At 36.5% G+C, this 20,793-nt stretch carries 18 protein-coding genes and 2 pseudogenes; 14 read left to right on the forward strand and 6 right to left on the reverse strand.

Annotation, left to right across the window (positions count from 1 at the left end; all coding sequences use genetic code 11):
- Window positions 1-205: 205 nt before the first annotated feature.
- On the forward strand, window positions 206-406 hold the full coding sequence (locus AB5123_RS10420; protein ID WP_368364778.1) for a hypothetical protein: 201 nt from the start codon (window positions 206-208) through the stop codon (window positions 404-406).
- Window positions 407-478: 72 nt separating this feature from the next.
- On the opposite strand, the gene AB5123_RS10425 is transcribed toward AB5123_RS10420, so the two are convergent.
- Window positions 479-949, reverse strand: a complete 471-nt coding sequence (locus AB5123_RS10425; RefSeq protein WP_368364780.1) for a hypothetical protein — start codon at window positions 947-949, stop codon at window positions 479-481.
- A gap of 8 nt (window positions 950-957) precedes the next feature.
- Entirely contained in the window at window positions 958-3,741 is a 2,784-nt protein-coding gene (locus AB5123_RS10430) for a hypothetical protein (RefSeq protein WP_368364781.1), read from the reverse strand.
- 905 nt (window positions 3,742-4,646) lie between these two features.
- Here AB5123_RS10430 and AB5123_RS10435 point away from each other — a divergent pair.
- The 5 genes from AB5123_RS10435 (at window position 4,647) to AB5123_RS10455 (ending at window position 9,099) form a co-directional block, all read left to right on the forward strand.
- Window positions 4,647-4,853 (forward strand): hypothetical protein, encoded by a 207-nt coding sequence (locus AB5123_RS10435; RefSeq protein ID WP_368364782.1) that lies wholly within the window; start codon window positions 4,647-4,649, stop codon window positions 4,851-4,853.
- A 222-nt stretch (window positions 4,854-5,075) separates the two neighbouring features.
- Entirely contained in the window at window positions 5,076-5,666 is a 591-nt protein-coding gene (locus tag AB5123_RS10440; protein ID WP_368364783.1) for an ATP-dependent Clp protease proteolytic subunit, read from the forward strand.
- Window positions 5,667-5,679: 13 nt separating this feature from the next.
- On the forward strand, window positions 5,680-6,492 hold the full coding sequence (locus AB5123_RS10445; protein WP_368364784.1) for a hypothetical protein: 813 nt from the start codon (window positions 5,680-5,682) through the stop codon (window positions 6,490-6,492).
- The gene (locus tag AB5123_RS10450) at window positions 6,461-8,296 is read left to right on the forward strand and encodes a type IV secretory system conjugative DNA transfer family protein (RefSeq protein ID WP_368364785.1); all 1,836 of its coding nucleotides are present in this window, start codon (window positions 6,461-6,463) and stop codon (window positions 8,294-8,296) included. The genes AB5123_RS10445 and AB5123_RS10450 overlap by 32 nt, the downstream gene beginning before the upstream one ends.
- A gap of 143 nt (window positions 8,297-8,439) precedes the next feature.
- A complete protein-coding gene (locus AB5123_RS10455) occupies window positions 8,440-9,099 on the forward strand; it encodes a metallophosphoesterase (protein ID WP_368364786.1) in 660 nt (219 codons plus the stop codon).
- 106 nt (window positions 9,100-9,205) lie between these two features.
- Here the strand turns inward: AB5123_RS10455 and AB5123_RS10460 are convergent, their stop codons facing one another.
- The gene (locus AB5123_RS10460; protein ID WP_368364787.1) at window positions 9,206-9,976 is read right to left on the reverse strand and encodes a DUF1810 family protein; all 771 of its coding nucleotides are present in this window, start codon (window positions 9,974-9,976) and stop codon (window positions 9,206-9,208) included.
- A 486-nt stretch (window positions 9,977-10,462) separates the two neighbouring features.
- Here AB5123_RS10460 and AB5123_RS10465 point away from each other — a divergent pair, with 486 nt between their 5' ends.
- The 4 genes from AB5123_RS10465 to AB5123_RS10480 all read left to right on the forward strand — a co-directional run bounded on the left by AB5123_RS10465 (window position 10,463) and on the right by AB5123_RS10480 (window position 14,642).
- Window positions 10,463-11,119, forward strand: a complete 657-nt coding sequence (locus tag AB5123_RS10465; protein ID WP_368364788.1) for a VWA domain-containing protein — start codon at window positions 10,463-10,465, stop codon at window positions 11,117-11,119.
- 12 nt (window positions 11,120-11,131) lie between these two features.
- Window positions 11,132-12,085, forward strand: a complete 954-nt coding sequence (locus AB5123_RS10470; RefSeq protein WP_368364789.1) for a protein phosphatase 2C domain-containing protein — start codon at window positions 11,132-11,134, stop codon at window positions 12,083-12,085.
- 1 nt (window position 12,086) lies between these two features.
- On the forward strand, window positions 12,087-13,574 hold the full coding sequence (locus AB5123_RS10475) for a hypothetical protein (RefSeq protein WP_368364790.1): 1,488 nt from the start codon (window positions 12,087-12,089) through the stop codon (window positions 13,572-13,574).
- Window positions 13,575-13,652: 78 nt separating this feature from the next.
- Complete coding sequence (locus AB5123_RS10480) at window positions 13,653-14,642, forward strand: hypothetical protein (protein WP_368364791.1); 990 nt, start codon at window positions 13,653-13,655, stop codon at window positions 14,640-14,642.
- Window positions 14,643-14,997: 355 nt separating this feature from the next.
- Here the strand turns inward: AB5123_RS10480 and AB5123_RS10485 are convergent, their stop codons facing one another.
- The 3 genes and pseudogenes from AB5123_RS10485 to AB5123_RS10495 all read right to left on the reverse strand — a co-directional run bounded on the left by AB5123_RS10485 (window position 14,998) and on the right by AB5123_RS10495 (window position 15,989).
- Entirely contained in the window at window positions 14,998-15,483 is a 486-nt protein-coding gene (locus AB5123_RS10485; protein ID WP_368364792.1) for a YopX family protein, read from the reverse strand.
- Window positions 15,484-15,567: 84 nt separating this feature from the next.
- A pseudogene (locus tag AB5123_RS10490) lies at window positions 15,568-15,804 on the reverse strand (DUF6465 family protein); the annotation flags it as partial.
- Complete coding sequence (locus tag AB5123_RS10495) at window positions 15,789-15,989, reverse strand: hypothetical protein (RefSeq protein WP_368364793.1); 201 nt, start codon at window positions 15,987-15,989, stop codon at window positions 15,789-15,791. The gene AB5123_RS10495 and the pseudogene AB5123_RS10490, both read right to left, overlap by 16 nt.
- 212 nt (window positions 15,990-16,201) lie before the next feature.
- Between AB5123_RS10495 and AB5123_RS10500 the strand changes: the two genes are divergently transcribed.
- The 4 genes and pseudogenes from AB5123_RS10500 (at window position 16,202) to AB5123_RS10515 (ending at window position 20,791) form a co-directional block, all read left to right on the forward strand.
- Entirely contained in the window at window positions 16,202-16,771 is a 570-nt protein-coding gene (locus AB5123_RS10500; protein WP_368364794.1) for a hypothetical protein, read from the forward strand.
- Between the two features lie 25 nt (window positions 16,772-16,796).
- Window positions 16,797-18,856, forward strand: a pseudogene (gene brxL / locus AB5123_RS10505) (protease Lon-related BREX system protein BrxL).
- A 17-nt stretch (window positions 18,857-18,873) separates the two neighbouring features.
- Window positions 18,874-19,887, forward strand: coding sequence for a U32 family peptidase (locus AB5123_RS10510; protein WP_368364795.1), 1,014 nt, complete (start codon window positions 18,874-18,876; stop codon window positions 19,885-19,887).
- Between the two features lie 19 nt (window positions 19,888-19,906).
- Complete coding sequence (locus AB5123_RS10515) at window positions 19,907-20,791, forward strand: hypothetical protein (RefSeq protein ID WP_368364796.1); 885 nt, start codon at window positions 19,907-19,909, stop codon at window positions 20,789-20,791.
- Window positions 20,792-20,793 lie beyond the last annotated feature (2 nt).

Raw genomic sequence — 20,793 nt, forward strand, 5'->3', positions numbered from 1 at the left:
TTTCTGATTTATGCCATTCTGTCTGCACCACTGTGAAACGTTCAAGCCGCTTTCATTTCTTTGCCTGACCATTTCAGCCCATTGCTTTAGTCTGACTTCGTTCTTTATCCTTGCTATTTCGTTCATTCTGATCAACTCCAATTAGACTTTTTTTCTTACTTCTAGTTTAGTCTATTTGGTGTTCGTTGGGTAGGGTGGTGGGTTGTTGGGCGGGGACCTTCAATTAAGCACAAAAATATCAGCCCTCAAGGAAAACCTTGAAGGCTGTAGGAAAAGGTATGATGTTTACTTGGATATTTTTAAGACTTATGAGGAATTATCCAAAGGTGATTATATATCTAATTTGGTAGAGGAAGAAAAGCTGCGGAGAGAGAAGGCTGCGAAGAAGGGAAACAGAAAGATATAAAAGCAAATCTATACGGGATTATTGAATAATCTGGTTTTCTATATTATTATATCACAACTATCCATTTCTAATCTAAGCCGTTATTACTATTGATGCTCTTTTTAACATAAATGTAAATTTACTAAGTTCAAATACCGCATCAAGACATTTTTCAATGCTTTTCTTTTGAGAAATCTCCGAAAGGGAGTCAACATCAAGTACGGGGACTTCAATTCTTATAACAGCATCAACCCCAATGTTTCGCCAATACACCGCTTTAAAATTTAGATTTTGTAAGTAATCTTGCATCATCATAACCTCATCAGCCCTATCTGCCAGTCCTGAAAAAACCAAATCAACAAAGCCTTGATGAAGAGTATGCCTGATGTAACTATTCTTTATATGTGATTCATAGCAAACAATACAGCCTTCACTTATATCCACAGTTGTTATATAAATCATTCCATATTTATGAATTTGGAGCTTCCTGTATTCAGTTAAAAGGTTATCGAATATTGATTCAATACCATATTTGTTTTCTTCATAATTAACTGATTGATTCATAATGTACTTCACCTACTTCGGTTGAGTTGTTTTTCTTTAAAAAAGCTTTGCAATTCTAATACACGGCTATATTCATTTGAATCTTTATCAAAATAGTCTTCTGAATCATTGAGAATAGATAAGCAATACTCAATTTCATCATCCGATACCGATCTTAGTCTTTCAGCTATTATCTTGTGATAACACCCAGCGATATTCAAGTACATTATATAAACGCACCGCATTAACGGTTCTTGATCGATGAACTGTTTTACCAAGTTGTCACTTAGCGCAGTTTTTCGATAGTCAATAGCTCTATCATATTCTTTACAGTAGTACAGATCAGTTGCAATACAATCACAGCTTTTAACATAATCTCTAAGTATTTCGATATCATTGATGGTACCGTATGTACTCAATTCTTCGTGGATAATAGCGTTCCTTACATCTTTGGCCAATTCATGATGTATAAGAGCCTTATTTATGCAGTCAAGTTTAGAGTTTATGCCTTCTTTTGAAAGGATCACAGAATAATCATCATACTGTTTCCCAAGATTCAAGTATAATGCACCTATATCAGAATTAACTATTCCTTTGACTTTGTTAGTCATCTGATAGTCTTTCAAATATGCATTCTTAACAAAATAATATTTATAATATGCATTTTCCAGTGTATGTATGTTTTCGCTATCCGCCAATATCAGAGAATAAAGTAAGCCCATATTATATCTTATAAAATGACTTTCATCTATTTTCCATCTTGAATCATTACGTGGATTATGTACTGAAAGAACATCTAATAACTGATTAGCTAGATTTGACGAAAACACATATTGTTTATTCTGATCAAGCAGATCTCCAACATAATAATAGCATTCAAATTTTTTTAGATTGTCCGCTCCAGTCCTTTCAAACAAATAGTATAGCTTCCTATTTAATTCATGAGAAAACAATAATGATCGGCTGCGAATTATCCTGATTATCTTTTCAAGCGTTTCTGTACGAATATCATTTACAAGCAGAGCAGAATTAACTATCATTAGACTCAAATCAATAATGTCATATCCGGAATTAGTCCTGTCAAGAAGCTGCTCAAGATAGTCTTGGTACTCTATCAGTATACGATCAAGACCAGACTCATTTGTGTTATATGCTTTCATAAAGGCACTAAAAACATCTTGATAGCACACTTTAAATTCAGGTGCTATTATTAGTTTTATGATAGGATTTACAATATAGTGTGATGTATGATATGTTAGGTAGCTGCTTTTATACATCTCACTCATTGCATTATTAAAACTATCACTAGATATTTTTAGCATATTGATACATATCTTTTTAAAAAGATCCTTACTTATTGATTTTCCAGCCATACATAAAAGAAGCAATACTTGAGGAGAAGACAACTCTTCAATATTTATCTGAATAAATGTCTTTAAATAGCTCAAAAGAGAATTAGTCTCCACTTGTAATACATTTGAAGCATCATAATACTCGTATGTATTGTTATTGATCAATTCGCCCTGCTTATTCAGAACTTCTTTTACATATTCAAAAGTAATTGGCGCACCATCAACAAACTTAGTTCGCATATAATTGGCAAGCCATGATATTGCACAGACATTGTTATTCAACATCTTAAAAACAGGAAGAACATGTCCATTTTTCAGCTCTTCATAGAACATTTCCTGACGATTTGGTGATTCAAGATACTTCAAGAATACAACATTTAAATCTATTGACGTATGATCAAGCAGTATTCTATTGGCAACGGTGATTGGTTCTCGATTGATAGTAATTATAAATTTAGTATGATGATCACGACCATTTATTATGCTAATGAACTCCTGTACGGATTTCTCCTCTTTTTTAGAATAGACAGGAAAATCATCTAGGCATATAATATCAGGATTGATCGATCTAATAAGAAAGGCGTTTATATAATAAACAAACTCCTCCTTTTTCATCTCGTGGGTAGGTGCTTCAGCATCTTTTAAATCAAAAAGGAAAGAGAATATGTCCCGAGCATCATTGTATTCAGAATACAATTTATTGTATATATCATCATCAAATCCATTAAATTTTAATGAGCTAAACGAAGAATAGAACGAATCGTTATACTGAACATATATCCATTTTTTCGAGCTTTCCATTAGATAGTGCTTTACAAAGGTACTTTTACCTGCACCGTCATCGCCATATATCGTTATGCGATTGCTTTGGACTCCATTTACAACATCAGAAATAGAATCACGTCTAATATAGTGGGTGAAGTCGAGTGAAAACTGTTCTACACCCAGAGTGAATTCACCGTGTGCAATCTTATCTTTAATTTTTTCAACAAATTCGGAATATTCCTCGTCAGGAACAATGCTGATATGATTTCGTACTTTTTTGTTTATACCAACAGTATATTTCTTTTCCTTGGAATTAGCATTTACATCTTGGTCTATTTCCAAAGTAAAAAAACACTCCTTGTTATTCTTGGATTTAGAAAAAAACTCTTCTCCAAGTGCTTCGTTCATTCTATTCCTGATTTTTCTATTCGTTCTATTGAAAGAATCAAAAGAAATCAGTTCGTTATTATTATCATCATATAGATATTTTTGTACCTCATCCCCTTTTATTTTATCTTTTTCATAGATTGTAACAGGTTTGGGGTTAGAACCTTTATAAATCATTTTGAAGAGATTTTTCATAGTTCCAGTAATCATCGGAGGCTCTTGAACTATTTCATCTCTTTCATCTGTTTTCTCTGGATATTCCGTTAACAATTCAAAACGAATGTTTTTATATTCAAAATAGTATTTCAATGAACTCACTCCTTAATAGCTCTAAAAACGATATGGCCATCATATATATTTTACCATGTTTTAGATAAGTTGTCAACATTTTTGGCAAATTTGCACAATACCGTAAAACTATACTCTTCCAATCAGTCGAGTATTTCTCAAATCACTTCATTGAAAGCCACTAGATTATCATGATCGGTACGATTTGAATCGTTTTCACTCAGTTTAACGCTAAACTTTATCATATCCAACAAAATCCACTTAAATCACTCATGGTTTTATACTAATTACGAATACAAGGCATTCTATCATAATGATTTGCTATTTGCAAAAACGGATAAAAAAAATTTCAAAAAATCCGTTAAAATCCTAAAATCCCACACTTTACTAATAATATATGCTACTATATTTACAGTACAGGACAAACTTTAAAATAGAAAAGTCAATATGGATATGTAGTATATTCAAATGAAAATCAAAGAATAAAAGAAACTCAAATTAATTGGAATATATATATATCTTTATGGATGAAATAATCATTATACCGCCTGATGAGTTTGAATGGTTCTCAAACGAAACAGTTATGCATTAGCTATATTGTCGCGGGTAACCACAAATAAAAAAAGGAGGACATGAAGTATGTCGAATTATTGGGATCCGAGTACCTACACACTAGAAAATCAGTTATCTGATATGTTGGGAGGTAGAGATGTAATAACTTGTGATGATGGGAGTGTCATCAAAGGAACTGAGAGTCATGTGGATATTTTTTGGCCAAGCAGTTCTGATTGTGGACACGGTCATGGTGGGTTCGACTATGACAGCGACGGAAACTCATCAGGTGGATTGTATCATAGGTAATTATCCTTTCTGTAGTGTGGAAATGCATTTGTTACAAGTAAAATGAATTAAAGGAGGACTTTTTTATGGCTACATCAAACAACCAAGGCGTATATATCGAAGCTCACAACGATAATCACGGAACATCTCACATAAACATATATGATAGAGATCCAGCCAGTGGGCCTCACGAATCAATTCATGTAAATATTCGTAGCGATGGATCTGGAACAATAGTTGAGTCAGACGGCAGCGGTAATAAGACTTCAACTAATATCAATCTTAACAAATAATCAATCTCAAATTACAAAGTAAATAATACCAAATGCATTTCAAAGTAATAAAGATTTTCCACTCTTACAGATTAAAAGTATGTATATCCTGCCTGATGAGTTTTCGACTGGCAATCGAACGAAACGGTGAAGTATCTACTTCACCGTCGTGGGAAGCCTTTTATACAAATAACAATTAATATATCATTACAAAACTATTTGGCTATATGGAGGAGTATACTTATGAACTACTTAATGAAAAAGGCCGTTAATTATAGCGGTCAGGATATGCTGTTAGATGTCCTAGACATTGACTTTGCGCATCGCACCATGTCAATCGTAGGTGAAATTGATGAAGAAGTGGCAGCAGTTGTAAACTCAGCACTTAGAAGCTTGGCAAGGGATTCCGAAGAGAATATAATTATTTATATCCAGAGCCCAGGGGGCTCGGTCTCCGCAGGTTTCAGTATCTACGATACGTCAAAAGCAATCAGGTGCGATATAGTGACAGTAGCCTGTGGAATGGCGGCAAGCATGGGCGCTTTTCTTTTGACTGCTGCAGGCACCAAAGGAAAACGTTGGTGTCAGCCAAATGCAGAGGTTCTGATCCACCAACCTCTTGGCGGCATAAATGGACAAGCAACAGATATACGAATTCATGCAGAGCATATGCTCAAAACACGTGTAAGACTAAATAGGATCATCTCTGAGAGTACAGGCCAGACCCCACAAAAAATCGAATTGGATACAGAGCGTGATAACATTATGTGTGCAGAAGATGCTCTCAAATATGGGCTTGTGGATCATATCGGAGATCCTATTTCCGAGTGGTAAAAGGAGGTAGTATATGAAATATTGTAAAATAACAAAGCCTATCGGTCTTGAAGATGTCTGCGGTGAAATCGAGAAAATTTGCAGTGAAGCACATGTTTACAAACAGTGTGGACTGAGACCGCCCCATCTGGCAATACAGCTTGATTCCGGTTCCGGCAGGACAACAATCTTAGAATACATGACGGACTGTTTTAGTGAGACCGGTGTGCTTGACTTTAACCGTAGCCTCGATGACTATATTGAACTGACCTTTGATGGAACACTTCAGCAGTTGAAGCAATCGTTTAATACTATTGACTCAGCTGCGGTATACACTAATGGGTTCTGTAATATTGTAGGCATGGATATAAGCGCAATATCGCAGCATTTAGGTGAAGTTCAGTGTACAGAGTTTTTGAAAAACTGTAAAACAGTTAGTGAAACTGCTTGTATTGTTTTCTTTATTCATTCATCTCCAACCAGAAATGAAGAAAAACTCCTCAGCAAGCTGTGTGAAAACGTTGAAAATATAAAACGTCTGGGTACTGTTCCATATAGTGAAGAAAACATTTGTGACCTCATCATCAAAAATATCAAAGAGCATGGGGTCACTATATCTCATAGTGAAACATTTCGTACTGCTTTGCTGAAGATTGTCAACGCTTTCAATATAACAAGTGTCAAGAGTGCAATTTCAACAGCAGAAATGGTTATTCACTATGCTGACTTCTCAGGTTTCTCACCTTTCATTGATGAGAGGGGACTGAAAGCTTTTATAGAACAGTATAACAAGCCTTTTGAAAGGAGCGATAAAAATGAGCAGAAGCGAAAGATGGAATACAGATAGCGAAATCAAACGCCGCTTAAATAATACAACAGATTCAAAAGTAGGCGCAGGACCTATATTGTATTACGAGAATGGCGATAAATACACTGACGACGGAGAATCGCATATAGCAGTTATAGGGCGTACCGGCAAGGGAAAGAGTCAGTGCTGTAGTCTTCCTTTTATAAGAGAAGTGATAGAGAAAGGAGAGAGCTTTATAGCTCTTGACCCAAAAGGAGAAGGGTTCAAAAACACTTCTTGCTACATTCCTGATACCTATCAGCTTTTCTGTATAGACTACCGTTACCCCCGCAAAAGCCCAACCAAGTGGAATGCCCTCACAACTCCTTATCGTTTGTTTCGTTCAGATGACCCGGACGAAACAGATATTGCCTGCTCTATAGTCAGTGAACTCTGCAGCGGAGTTTATCCGTATGATGGGAAATCGGATAAATTCTGGCCTGACTCAGCAGCACAGTATGCAAAGGGGCTGATATACGCATTATTTGAAACTTTTCCTGAAGATATGGTAAATCTCAATAATGTGTCTATCATGATGGAACAGTCTGAGGTTAAATTTGGAGGTAGTACAATACTAAAAACATTTTATGACTCTCTTCCAAGTGATTCTTTAGCTAAAAGGAACCTCGCCCCATATGCAACAGCTCCAAACGATACAAGAGCCTCTATTCATAGTGTTGCTGTGTCAGGTATCGAGGTGTTTAGCAGAAGTAAAGGGTTGATGGAAATGCTTGGTGAAGATAATCTCAACATTATGGACATTGACGTTGAGCGTCCATTTGCATGTTACGTGATAACCCCTGATGAGAGCGATGTATATGACTCCTTATCAGGTTTGCTGATTTCCCAGCTTACGCAGCATTTGATTCGTGTTGCACAAGATAAAGGTGGTAAGCTCCCTATAAGAGTAAATATAATTTTAGAGGAGCTTGGCTCTACAGGGAAAAGTATCCCTTCACTTCCAAATCTGTGTGTAGCAGGAAGGAGCCGCAACATAAGACTTATGTTGATACTGCAAAGCTATTCGCAGCTAAAAGATGTTTACGGTTCCAGTAAAGCAGAGACCATAGGTTCAAGCATAGGTATAACGGTAGGATTCTCAACAAACAATTGGGAAACTTTAAACGAGTGGTCACAGCGTTGCGGTGAAAGACAATTGGAACGAAACGGTCATCTTTTGAAGGAACCTCTTATTACAGCATCTCAGCTCGCAGCAATGCCTACAGGCTCTGCATTGATAATGATCGATAGTCAGTATAAGTATATTGCACATCTTCCCAGATACGAGGAAATGTACGATAACAGTAAATGGACTCCTCCAATATATCAGGCTGAAAAGTCTGTGAAGGAACTTAAATCTCTTGATTTTGTGGAAATGGTTAAGGAAATGAAAAAGCAGAAACTAATGGCTTCCATGGAATCAAATCCCGAGGAACGGATCAAACCACCGATAATGATGCCCAACCCATTCATGACAAAACCTCAAATGGACGTAGACAGCTTAATAGCAAAAATCGATGCTCAAATAGCAGAGATCGAAGCTGAAGAGGAAAACGAGCGTAAAAAGCAAGAAAAATCAATGAAGTATCACGCAGTTATTACTGAATGTAGTGGGGACAAAATGCTGATCGCTCAGCTTATAGCAGAAGCTAAAGGCGAGTCTACGATAAAAGCAGCAAACAGGCTTGAAGCTTTACCAACAGTAATACCATTCAGACTAAAAAAGGATGCTGTGAAGTTTGTTAGAGAGATAAATCAAGCCGGCGCAAAAGCAGTGCTAAAGACAAACCCGGAAAGGTCATAAGCTTATAAGATAAATCAGATACAACTCGATATATCCTATAAAATCAACAAAGCAAAGAGCTTGAGATCATTGAAAAGGTAAGTATAGCTTCACTTCATTCATAGGATATGTTTATATTAAAATTTATTTAGGCGGTGATAATAATGATCTATATAACAGGTGACACTCACGCACATTTTCATGATTTCACAAGTAGGATTGAACACGCAGGAATAGGCAAAGGCGATACAGCTATCGTATGCGGTGATTTTGGTTTTACCTTGGGCAGAGATTATGATGAAATGCATCTTAATGCAATGGAGCTGCTCCCATATACTATTGCTTTCGTTGACGGTAATCATGAGAACTTTGATAAATTGTACGAATACCCCATTGTGGATTTCTGCGGAGGCAAAGCTCATCAGGTTCGTAAAAATATTTTTCATCTGATTCGTGGAGAGAGCTTTATCATTGAAGGACACTCTTTCTTCTGCTTTGGTGGTGCATATTCAAGAGATAAAGCAACCAGAGATCCGAATTTCTGGTGGCCTCAGGAATTACCAAACAACGAAGAATATGCTCATGCAAAGAAAACCCTTGCAGGGCTGGGTTATAAAGTCGATTATGTACTTACGCACACCATTCCCGATTCATTTATTTACAGGCTCGGTGCTGTTCCTGACCCTCACGATGCTGAACTAACAGGATATTTTGAATGGCTTTACAGAGAGCTTGAATTCAAGAAGTGGTTCGCAGGACATTTTCATGTCAATAGAGACTTTGGCGACTTTATGGTATTGTTTGATGATGTGGTGACTATCTGAACAAAACACCCGATATATCCAGTTAACTTGGATATATCAGGTGCTTTTTAAGCATTTCAGACACGTCTCAAATGCAACGCACTCGTTCAATGAACAATAAAGACAGCTATATAAGATTCAGCGCTCTTAATGTCTTATCATCCTCCATGCCCTGACAATACTTATCCAACACTTTTTTAAATAACTGCTGCTGAGGTATCGCCCTGTTAAACAAGGTCATACAGGAACGAAGCTTAAGGGCATCTGTTAAGCCCAAAACAGAAACAAGGTCATAGCAGTTAAGCTCATACAAAGCCTCTGTTATTTCAATAAGTCTTGCCCCTAAAACAGGGTGCTCGTAATAGTCTGTCGCCTCAATAATATCTCTGATTGAAAAATAAGCGGTTATACCGCTCCAACCCAGTCCTTGTATCTGAGGAAAAACATACCAGATCCAATGTGTTATCTTACGCCCGTTTTTTATTTCAGATAAAGCAGTCTGATAGGGCTCTCCGAAATCATAGCCTTTTTCCTGAGCATCAATATATTTCTGAAGATCGGTCATGCGAAGCTCTATGCCGACCACCCCGTACTCTTTCTGTTTATCTAAAGAGTAGTATTCTTCCATATCGTGAGCATCGGCAGTATCCGCAGGAGAATAGCCTAATTTCTTCTCTTTAGGGAAAGCAGAATACAATTCTTCAAAGCTTGAAAAGCGGTGAAGTGCAGTCACTCGTGTCTGTATTTTTTTCGGTAAGTTATCGGCAGATGAAAACTCTATAAAATCGCCGACACTTATTCTTTGGCGCTTTTCATCAAAAAGGCGCATCTCTATTGTTTTGCTGCCGCTTTTTATCTTTTCAAAAGGGTCTCTGTTTAGTTTCATGCAGTGAAGCATTTAAACACTCCTTTGGATTATTTGGAATCATTATATTCCTGTTACACATGTTGAAGCATTCTTGATTCAACCTACTCATAGCCATGTGTTTATCATTATTTTCATAGTCAACATAATACAATTATATTATATCAGACTATATACAAGTAGTCAATAATCAGTATGCAGGCATTAATGTATTTGTTTTGAAAAACACGCAGCTATTCTGAACACTATACTATTTTGTATTAGGATTTGAAAGCGGATTTACATTATGATAACAAAATCCATCAAAATCCGTTATGGCTTAAAAATGTCAAGACAAAACATACGTGATATGGTATTATAATAATACAGATTACGAAGGGAGGCTAAAATGAAAAACATACTAAAAATGTTAATAGCCATTATTCTCCTTAAAAAGTTGAAAAACGGAAACAGAAAAATGTATCACAGATTTACTGAATGGTACAAAATTTAACTAAAGTTAGAATGGAGGAATAATCAATGAGTACAAATTTAGAACAGATTGAAGTCAGAAGCGATTCCAAGCTTTATCCGGTATCCATACTTATAGATACAAGCGGATCCATGGAATACTTTGAAACTGATTTACAGGCTGCAGTCAACTCACTTACAACCATAAGCGCATTAAGCGAGAAAGAAAGTTCAGATGTACTAATTACTCTTGTAACATTTAATAATAGTGTTGAGGTTTATGATACTGTAAGTCTTAATAATTTTGTGGCACCTTCGTTTAAGACAGGTGGGGCTACTAGAATGGGTAAAGCATTAGAAGACACGTTGAACAGAACCGATGAAATAATACACGCAATGTCAGAAATTAAAATGAATCGCCCTGCGATTTTCTTGATTTCCGACGGATTGCCCACGGATGACGTAAAAAAAAGTATCAAACGCTTGAAAGAAAGCCATGTTCAGTTTTTCGCTTTTGGACTTAACAAAGAAAGTGTAGCAGCACTAACTAAGATCTCACCAAATAAAGATGCATTCCTAATCGACTGCAAATCAGGAGAATCTCCAATCGTTCCTTTTATTGAATTTGTTTCACAGTCCATAACAAAAGTTAGTCAAAGCCAAGCAGGTACCGATGTTCAACTCGCCATACCTGAAAACGTACAATATGTAACTCAAATGGCATAAGGGAGTGATCTTATGAACAAGAGCGTAATGCAAGCCACAACAGTAATTGGTACTTCTCACAAAAAGAACAATAAACCCGTTCAGGACTTTTCAACGTGTATGAGAATAGATAAGTACATTGTACTTTTTACTGCAGATGGATTAGGTTCCAGCCGTCACAGTGATGTGGCGGCAAAGGAACTTGTTCGGCATTCTCAAGAATTCGTTATAGAATTCAATTACAACACTTGTACTATTTCCGATGACGTGCTTCCCGCCCTTCTTAATGTCTGTTTTCATAACACCAATCAGTGGTATCAATCAAAATACAATAAGGACTTGAATGACTATTTATCAACACTTGATATTGCTGTATTAAATACCAAAAGTGGGAGACTATTCTATGCACATAGCGGTGATGGTGGAATAATCACAAGAGATTTATATGGCGAATATCATTGTATAACTAAGGAACAAAAACCTCAATATATGCCTGCAAACTATGTCTATCCCTTTCACAAGTCTGATTATTGGGAGTTTGGGCAATCAGAAAATGTAAGTGCTGTAATGATCATTACTGATGGATTGCTCGATGTTTTTAAACATGAATTCCTTAAATACGGTGATAATAAGGTGTATACATTTCTATGTGCTTCGATTCTCGAATCTGCGATTACACCAAAATCATTTAATGCATATAGCAAGTACATAAAAAGAATACTGACAGAAAGAAGAATAACCGATACTGTCACAAAGAAGTATGAAACGGTATTCTCAAATGTCCATGAGGAGCATATGGCAAATACTATGCTTGAATCAGTCACTGATGATGTTACTATAGCATCAGCAATACTAATTGATATGAGTCAAACGCCTCCCTTAACAGATAAAGCTTATTATCTGGAACCGGATTGGAAGAAACTCAAAGAAAAAAGGGAACAGGATATACTATCAAAACTCAATAATGTAAACAAAGGAGCTGATTAAAATGACCATTTTTGTCGGGATTGTTAGATATGAAATCGATGATAAAAACTGTATAGGCGTAGGAGGCGAAGCTACTGTTTTTCCTATCAATAACACTACAGCAATTAAGATTTACAAGAATCCCGACATATTTAAAGAAAGTAAAATACGTCATATGTTAAGTATGTCGGTGGATAATACATTAAGAAGCTTTGCGGCTTGGCCAAGGGAAATTGTAACGGATATAAACGGAAAGTTTATTGGCTTTTCAATGGATAGAATAAAGGGCAGCGAAACATTCAAAAGTATGTTTATTGAAAGAATAAGCGTTGAAAATAGGATCAAACTTGCCTACAATATCTGCGCCTTGACCGAAAACCTTCATCGCTGTGGTATTATTATAGGAGATCTTAATCCTGGAAACTTTATTATACATGACACAAATCAGATAACTGCTATAGACACAGACAGTTTTCATATTATCACTCCAAAATATGAATACCGTTGTGTTGTGGGCTGCACATGGATATTGCCGGCAGAGATTCAAGAAAAATGGGGAAAATTTGGCGTTTTAATGCCTCCCTGCCCTCTCCCTACATTTACTAAATACACAGATTACTTTTCTATGGCAACTTTGATTTACTGGTTGCTAGTCAACTCATACCCGTTTTCAACATCAGCAAGTCCAAGTCTTTCATCATCGGCACAATTTGTTACTGAAAACGAGTTAATAAAGAAACGCATATTTCCACCTATAAACGGAGGAAACAAATACTTACCACAAAAAGGGTCAGTATCGTTTAGTATGCTTCCTAAAGATATACAAGAAGCATTCCAAAAAACATTTGTATATGGCGCTGATCATCCCACTTCAAGAGTAACTCCTATCGAATGGATGAACATACTAAGTCAAACACTTCGCAATTCTCACAAATGCTCATATGATAGAAGACATTTGATATACCACAGTAATGAGTGCCCCTATTGCAAGGCAGATAATGAATTAAAAGCAATTGCACAAAAGGCAAATCAAAACCTCATGAAAATTAACAACTCCCCTATGACAGTACAAACGCCTGCAGCTATAACTCCAGTTGTTAATAATACACCAGTATTCCATTCAGCGTCTACTTACAATAATGCAAACGCATATATTCATAAACAAGTATATCTACATAATACAGTTCCATATCTTGCGTTCTGTTTAATATCATCCTTTGTATTCTCCGCATTTCTATCAAATCTATCAACATACATAATAGATATGTTTGGATATTTAGACGGAAAAGCTAATGATCCTTTTCATATCTTTGTAGCAATAATCCTTTCAATCATATACTACGTTCGCACCGAAGAGGAGTATGAACTATATGGTCCAAGTAAATGGTATCTGTTTTTAACACCTGTTTTGATAGGATTCTTTTCGCAACAGATATGCACTATAATCGTGTTTCTGGTTGTGTTAGCTATAATAATCGGAATACTCGCGATTTTTGAAATATTCTCATAAGAAGGTGATGTAATGGTCAAAACGAAAACTAATTTTAAGCTATATTTTGACTTGGCGTTCTATCAAGCAATAATGCTAATGAATTATTTAACTCTATTGTTTCGCAGCATAGAAGACATAAGCAGACCTTTATCGACATTCCTTTTTATAGCACTAATAATAGCAGCCGATGTCATTGGCATAAAGCTCCTTTCTTCAAGAAAGGAGTATGCACTAAAGTGTTTTCTGATAACTATTTTTCCCTTCGGTGTGTACACATTATTCACTTATCGCAAGCTTTTAGAGACATACATCATTTGCTCAGGAATAGTTGTTGGTCTGACAACCGCTATATTTGCAATAGTTTTGTATAAAATTCGATTACATAATAGGTGTAATAAATGTCAGTACATTATGGGAATGTTGTCAAGATGTTTATTCTATATGTATTTTGCTATTGTTATATGTATGACTATTATCCTAGTATTTATGCTAATAAACAGAATTGCAGGGAATAATCTCATAAGCACAAAAGTCGATTCATATGAAACAGTTGGAAGCCATTACAGCATTGATGACCATATGGATGAAATCTTACTCTTGCAGGAAAGCAAGTGGAAAAAACTCGACACTACCGAAAAACTTAAGGTTCTTAACACGGTTGCAAATATAGAAGCCAGCAATATGGGAATCTCTCATATAATAAATCTCGGCACTTCAAAACTGGACAAGCAAATTCTGGGTCAGTATTCAAACGAGAAATACACTGTGTATATAGATATAGACCATTTGGAGAATGATGATGTAAACGATGTATTAAATAGTGTATGTCATGAGGTCCGTCATTGTTATCAGCATTTGATTGTTGAAGAATATGAAAGTGCTGCTCCCGAATCGAAAAATCTAATGCTATATAAAGATGCTATCATATACAAACAGGAATTTGAGCATTATGGAGATTTAACAAAGGATATAATGCGATATTATACCCTCAACTGTGAGGTCGATGCAAGGAATTATGCTGAAAACGCTGTGATTGTTTATAATAAATTGATTTCAGCTTATAATGTATCATCGGAGAATTCATAAATATATCTGTGGCATAATTACACAAAAAATCAGCAGAGAATAAGGAAAAAAATATCCTTAGATTAATAATGATAGAATCTATGATGAAGACCAGATGAAAAAAGAATGTACATTGGTTTATAAGATGCGTGATAAGGATTGATTAACGAAGTGTGTACTGTTTTCCGTTTTATCAATTAAATTGTTACTACTTCTAAAGCACCTTCAATTGCTTGAATCCCTACTTCTGATTTAGTAGCTGTATATCCCGCCTCCCAGTAGCGGGATATACAGTATGAAAAAACAATTGGGTGCTTTTCATCAAATATTTTATAATAAATGTATTAATAACTACAATTGTCTCTGTATTAGCCTCCTAAAACAATAATTTAGGAATATAATCTTCCACCCTATTCTCGTGGATATTACCAACAACATAGTATTCAGTATGTCTTATGGCAAGCATTGAATCACAATCAACTACAGGATCAGCTATTAGCCTACCGTCATCAATCGGGATTGCCATAAATTCATTGTATTCAGCCACCCATTTTATAAGATAATATCCTTCGGGTGGATCGTAAGGATCGGGGTCAATAGTTTTCTCGGATATAATATCATTCTCAAAGATCATAGTACCATTAAGGTCAAATTCTCCGATATTTCTATCCAGCGTATCCGTGTCAATCTCAATCAAATATTCGTTCAATGCAGACAATGCAATCTTTTTTGTCTTTTGAGGAGGTAAAGATAATATATATGCCTTCCCCCCAATAAACACAGCATTACCATAGACCCATTCATTGGTGTCTAAAGCCTTTGCCCTGACTGTAAACAACTCTTTACGATTTACTTTTTTCATAATACCACTCCTGTCAATTAGTTTTTCCTTATATGAAAAACGGGAACAGAGCTGTTCTGTTCCCGTAAAACATATACATAATAATCAAAGCTCAACCTTATCGGAGAAATCACCATTGATAACGTAATAAGCAGCCTTATCCTCTGGCTTGATGTAAATCTCAATAGTCTTGACCTTACCCTTGAATTTGCTCTTATAGTCAGCCTCAACAGCCTTCTTGATATTAGCAAAATCAAATTCTTCTCCACCGAACTGAACCTTTACGGTTTCCTTAGGATCAGACAACTTAGCAGCAGTCTTTGACTTTACAGGCGTTTTCTTCTCAGCAGCATTTGCAGGGGCATTTGCTTTGGTAGCTGTTTTCTTAGCAGGAGCTTTTTTGCAGCAGGCTTCTTTGCAGGCTTTTCAGCCGGAGCTTCTGCGGCAGTCTCCTTGACAGGAGCAGTTTCTATCTCTGTCTTAGATTCTGCAACAGTAGCAGCTTTTGAATTAGTCTTTTTTACCATTGTTGTTACCTCCAGATTATTTGGTAAAACCATTATACTGCTATTTGGGTTTTCTGTCAAGTTCATATACATTTCTTTTGAAACACTGAAATGCTTGAAAAATACAATTAAATATGTTATACTTATTATAGTATAAGCGTGATGAGCTGCAAGTCGGCAATAAGATCGGTGATGTATCCTCTAAATCGCAGTTCATGGGCAAGAGATACGCTGTGACAGATACAGTTATCGAAATGGACGACATAAGCGGTGTTTCCCTCGGTGATGTTTACGGAAACGGTGATACAAGAAGCGTATCATTTCCCATAAGTGCAGATATTTTTAAGGCTCAGGGTGGCGGTCTGAACTTTGTTCACGGCGGTTGCTCTCCCCAGGAGATGATCATTCCGCTGATCGATGTAAAAACAGAGAAATCTAAGGTCGAAACGACATTTGCAGAGATCTCAATGACTACGAATACCAGCAAGATCACAAACCTCAGCGTAAATCTCGAATTTTTCCAAAGGCAGCCTGTTTCTGATGTGGTCAAGCCTGCGACTTATCACATTTACTTTGAAACTGAGGACGGCGAAAGAGTATCGAATGAGAATCAGTATCATGCTGACAGTGCAGAGAGTAATCCTCTGAACACGAAAGCAAAGCTGAGATTTTCATTCAAGAACAGGATTTACAGCAATAAGGATAAATACTACCTTATCATTATGGACGAGGAGCATAACATTCAGCTTGCTATAATTCCGTTCACGATCGACATAGCTATGGCTAATGACTTCATTTTTTAATGGAGATAGATAAATGGAAGATAATATGTTTACGGAACGCAGTACAAGAGAGGAACTATACCGCAAGCTCAAAGAGAACTTTGACGGTAAGATTGTCCGCAAGGACTTGACAAAACGTATCAAAGAGGGTGCGAATGTTCCTGTCTATGTCCTAGAATTTCTTTTAGGGCAGTATTGCAGCAACGATGATGAAGATGTTGTGCAGGACGGTGTAGAACAGATCAAGAGGATTCTGTCCGAAAACTATGTCTGTCCTGACGAGTCCGAAAAGGTGCTTTCTAAGCTGAGACAGAGAGGTTCGATGAGCATCATTGACAGAATGACGGTCACTCTGAACCTTAGAACTGACAGCTATGAAGCGTGGTTCTCAAACCTCGGTCTTGGCAAAGTGCCTATTTCAGAAAACTATCCGCAGGAATATGATCGACTCCTGTGCGGTGGTATCTGGTGTATCATAAATCTTGAGTATTTAAGCGGTGATTCTCTTTTTGATAATGAAACAAACAAGGCAGTACCGCCTATTGTTATCAATAAGCTGACTCCGATCCAGATGCCCTATGTGGATATGAATGATCTGAGAGAAGGCAGAAAAGCCTTTACCAAAGAGGAATGGATAGATGTGCTTCTCCGTTCTATCGGAATGGAGCCGGATACCCTGACTGAAAGAGAAAAATGGCTTTTACTCGCCAGAATGATACCGCTTGTAGAGAATAACTTTAATATGTGTGAGCTGGGGCCGCGCTCTACGGTTAAGTTTCACATCTACAAAGAGATTTCTCCGAACAGTATTCTTGTGTCCGGTGGTCAAACAACGGTCGCTAATCTGTTCTATAATATGAGCAGGCACTCTGTCGGTCTTGTTGGACTTTGGGACTGTGTAGCCTTTGATGAGGTCGCAGGCATCAAGTTTAAGGACAAAGATGGCGTTCAGATCATGAAAGACTACATGGCTTCGGGTTCTTTCGCAAGAGGAAAAGAAGAAATCTGGGCTTCGGCTTCTATGGTCTTTGTCGGAAACATCAATCAGAGTGTAGATGTTTTGCTGAAAACATCAAGCCTGTTTGATCCCTTCCCGCCTGAAATGGGTACAGATACGGCTTTTCTTGATCGTATGCACTGCTATATCCCAGGTTGGGAGATACCGAAGTTCCGTCCTGAGCATTTCACAACTTTATTACCGACTATCTTGCTGAGTTTATCAGAGAGCTTCGTAAGGTGCAGTCCGGCGATGTGATCGACAGATATTTTAAGCTCGGCAAGAACCTCAATCAGAGTGACACGATTGCTTTTAGAAAAATGGTCGGCGGCCTTGTAAAGCTGATTTATCCTGACGGAGAGTTTACAAAGGAGGAATTAGAGGAGATCATTCGATTTGCTCTTGAGATGCGCCGCAGAGTGAAGGAACAGCTCAAAAAGCTCGGCGGTATGGAGTTCTACGATGTGAACTTCTCCTATATTGATAACGACACATTTGAGGAGCATTATGTTTCCGTTCCTGAACAGGGCGGCGGAAAACTGATTCCCGAAGGCATCTGCAATCCAGGACAGGTATATAATGTGTCAAGAGGAAAAACAGGAATGCTCGGTGTATTCAGACTTGAATCTCGGGTATTGCCAGGTAACGGTAAGTTTGAGAAAACAGGTCTTGGAAGTGACCGTGAAGCAAAAGAAGCGGTCGCTACTGCATACAACTTCCTCAAAGCCAATGGCAAGCTTATCAGCGGCTCAATCGACATATCCACTAAGGACTATATCATCAACTATCAGGACTTGCAAGGTATCGGTATGACCTCTACACTTGCGGCATCTACGCTGATCGCAATATGCTCTATTGCATTGGGAAAGCCTGCACTTCCGTCTTTGGCTGTTCTCGGTGAGATCAGCATCAGCGGTTCGCTTATCAAGGCTGAGGACTTGGCAAATTCTCTGCAAGTATGCCTTGACAGCGGAGCTAAGAAGGTGCTTCTCCCCATAACTTCCACAGCCGATCTCGGCGTGGTGCCGCCTGAGCTTATGGGTAATTTCAGCATTATCTTCTATCAGAGCGCAGAAGATGCCGTGTTTAAGGCTTTAGGGGTTGAATAAGATAGGAGGAATATTATATGAAGATTCTTGCACCTATTACGTCTGCTTCAGATATAGAGGTCTTAAATCCAACAATATATAACACCGAGTTCTTTTGTGGATATACTACTGATTATTGGGAAAGAAAACATAGTAGCTCTTTTGCATCCAATTCAACTATATCAGTTCCATTAAACAATAGAAATGGCAAAAATGCTAATATATCTTCAATTTCTGATCTTAAAATTGCTGTTGAATTGGCAGAAAAGTATAATACGACACTATTTCTTGTGCTAAATGCAAAGCATTATCCAAAGTATTCGTATACAGAGCTAAGTAAATATTTAGATGAGGTTAGTGATATTGGGATAAAAAAGATGATTGTTTGTGATATTGGTATGATCTCATACTTAAATGACAATTATCCTGATATTAAAGTATCTGTTAGTTGTCTTAATCAAGTAACAAATAAAATGGCGGTACATTTTTACGCAAATTTTCAAAATGTTGAACGAATAGTATTTCCTAGACATATGAGTAGTTCTGAAATAATCAGTATAGCATCTTCTTTTCCTAACATTCAATTTGAATACTTTATTTTTAGTAATCGTTGTTTATATGATGACGGCTATTGCAGAGGTATTCATGAGTTTACTCCGATATGTAAAGACTTATTTTATTCAGAATACTATTCTCGAAATGGTCTTTTTCTAAATGATCAAGATATCCAATCTTTTCGTTCTAGTGAATTTGAATTTAAGGATTGGACACGAAACGAGATAATGGTTAATGAGAAAAAATACTGTACTGCGAGTTTTGCTTGTACAGCGTGTTCACTTATTAAAACATATCAAATACCCAATATAGTATCTTTAAAAATATCAATTCGTGGACATGATATAAATGAGCGATTACGACAGGTACAAATCGCACATAATGTAATTCGCTGCGTTGAACAGCAAATGCCATTAAATAAAATACAAGAGACAGTTAGTCATTTATATGGAAAGGATACATTATGCAGCATAGGAATGTCATGCATGATGAAATAATAATATGGAATTAGCTTTAATGATTGAAGATATTAAACAATACAATGGAAAGAAAATAACAGACTATTCATTTAGTTGGGGGAATACTGATAATGGCATTGAAAAAGCTGTTTCGTTTTTACAGGAAAACTTTATTCTGCCTGAGATAACTCTATTGTATTATGGTAATGAGTTCTGTGAATATAGAATCCCTAGTATAGATGAACTAAAAAAAGCATATTTTTTTGCAAAAAAAGAAGATTTAGAGTTTGTTTTTGTAACCCCTGTAGTAACTGACTATGGTATTTCAATAATAGAACAATGTATTGAATCATTATGTGAGATTACTGAAAATCCATTTATTGTAATTAATGATCTTGGTGTTTTAGAATTAATAAAGACCAAATATCCAATGTGCATTGTTTTCCTAGGTCGTATTATGGATAAGCTAAGTCATGATATTAGAGCAACAAAAGAAGAATTCTATTCCTATTATGGACATGAGGGTATCATTTACGCTAGTACCCCAAGTGTTGGAAGTGATGGATTTATGAATGCTCTTGGATATAAAATGATTGAACGATGCGAACTAGATTTACCAGCTATCGGAATCAATTTACCTAAGTATCAAAGATTTTCATTATATTATCCCTATTGTTATTTAACTACTGGGCGCGTATGTTCAATGCGAGCTCATAGTCTCGAAAAAAAGGAGAAATATTTGGTTGATACTCAGTCTTGTAATAAGCTATGTAAAAGTATTCAGATTGAAAAACGCAAGCCTCTAAATGGTTATCAATTTATGAATGGACAAAGGAAAAATAATCAATATTTGTTTCAGCGTGGTAATACAGTTTTTTATGTTTTAGAAAACCTTGATGTTAAAGAAATACAACAATTTGATAGAATAATTTTACAGGTGTAAAT

It is taken from the genome of Ruminococcus sp. RTP21204st1_B2_RTP21204_210225 (assembly GCF_040914135.1).
GTDB classification, from domain to species: domain Bacteria; phylum Bacillota; class Clostridia; order Oscillospirales; family Ruminococcaceae; genus Hominimerdicola; species Hominimerdicola aceti.

What these genes read in the sequence shown, in the direction of transcription:
- AB5123_RS10435 (WP_368364782.1), top strand. Translation starts at nt 4,647, where the DNA reads ATGGCTACATCAAACAACCAAGGCGTATATATCGAAGCTCACAACGAT.
- AB5123_RS10475 (WP_368364790.1), top strand. Translation starts at nt 12,087, where the DNA reads ATGACCATTTTTGTCGGGATTGTTAGATATGAAATCGATGATAAAAAC.
- AB5123_RS10460 (WP_368364787.1), bottom strand. Translation starts at nt 9,976, where the DNA reads ATGCTTCACTGCATGAAACTAAACAGAGACCCTTTTGAAAAGATAAAA.
- AB5123_RS10465 (WP_368364788.1), top strand. Translation starts at nt 10,463, where the DNA reads ATGAGTACAAATTTAGAACAGATTGAAGTCAGAAGCGATTCCAAGCTT.
- AB5123_RS10480 (WP_368364791.1), top strand. Translation starts at nt 13,653, where the DNA reads ATGAATTATTTAACTCTATTGTTTCGCAGCATAGAAGACATAAGCAGA.
- AB5123_RS10450 (WP_368364785.1), top strand. Translation starts at nt 6,461, where the DNA reads ATGAGCAGAAGCGAAAGATGGAATACAGATAGCGAAATCAAACGCCGC.
- AB5123_RS10495 (WP_368364793.1), bottom strand. Translation starts at nt 15,989, where the DNA reads ATGGTAAAAAAGACTAATTCAAAAGCTGCTACTGTTGCAGAATCTAAG.
- AB5123_RS10515 (WP_368364796.1), top strand. Translation starts at nt 19,907, where the DNA reads ATGATTGAAGATATTAAACAATACAATGGAAAGAAAATAACAGACTAT.
- AB5123_RS10440 (WP_368364783.1), top strand. Translation starts at nt 5,076, where the DNA reads ATGAACTACTTAATGAAAAAGGCCGTTAATTATAGCGGTCAGGATATG.
- AB5123_RS10485 (WP_368364792.1), bottom strand. Translation starts at nt 15,483, where the DNA reads ATGAAAAAAGTAAATCGTAAAGAGTTGTTTACAGTCAGGGCAAAGGCT.
- AB5123_RS10470 (WP_368364789.1), top strand. Translation starts at nt 11,132, where the DNA reads ATGAACAAGAGCGTAATGCAAGCCACAACAGTAATTGGTACTTCTCAC.
- AB5123_RS10425 (WP_368364780.1), bottom strand. Translation starts at nt 949, where the DNA reads ATGAATCAATCAGTTAATTATGAAGAAAACAAATATGGTATTGAATCA.
- AB5123_RS10445 (WP_368364784.1), top strand. Translation starts at nt 5,680, where the DNA reads ATGAAATATTGTAAAATAACAAAGCCTATCGGTCTTGAAGATGTCTGC.
- AB5123_RS10455 (WP_368364786.1), top strand. Translation starts at nt 8,440, where the DNA reads ATGATCTATATAACAGGTGACACTCACGCACATTTTCATGATTTCACA.
- AB5123_RS10510 (WP_368364795.1), top strand. Translation starts at nt 18,874, where the DNA reads ATGAAGATTCTTGCACCTATTACGTCTGCTTCAGATATAGAGGTCTTA.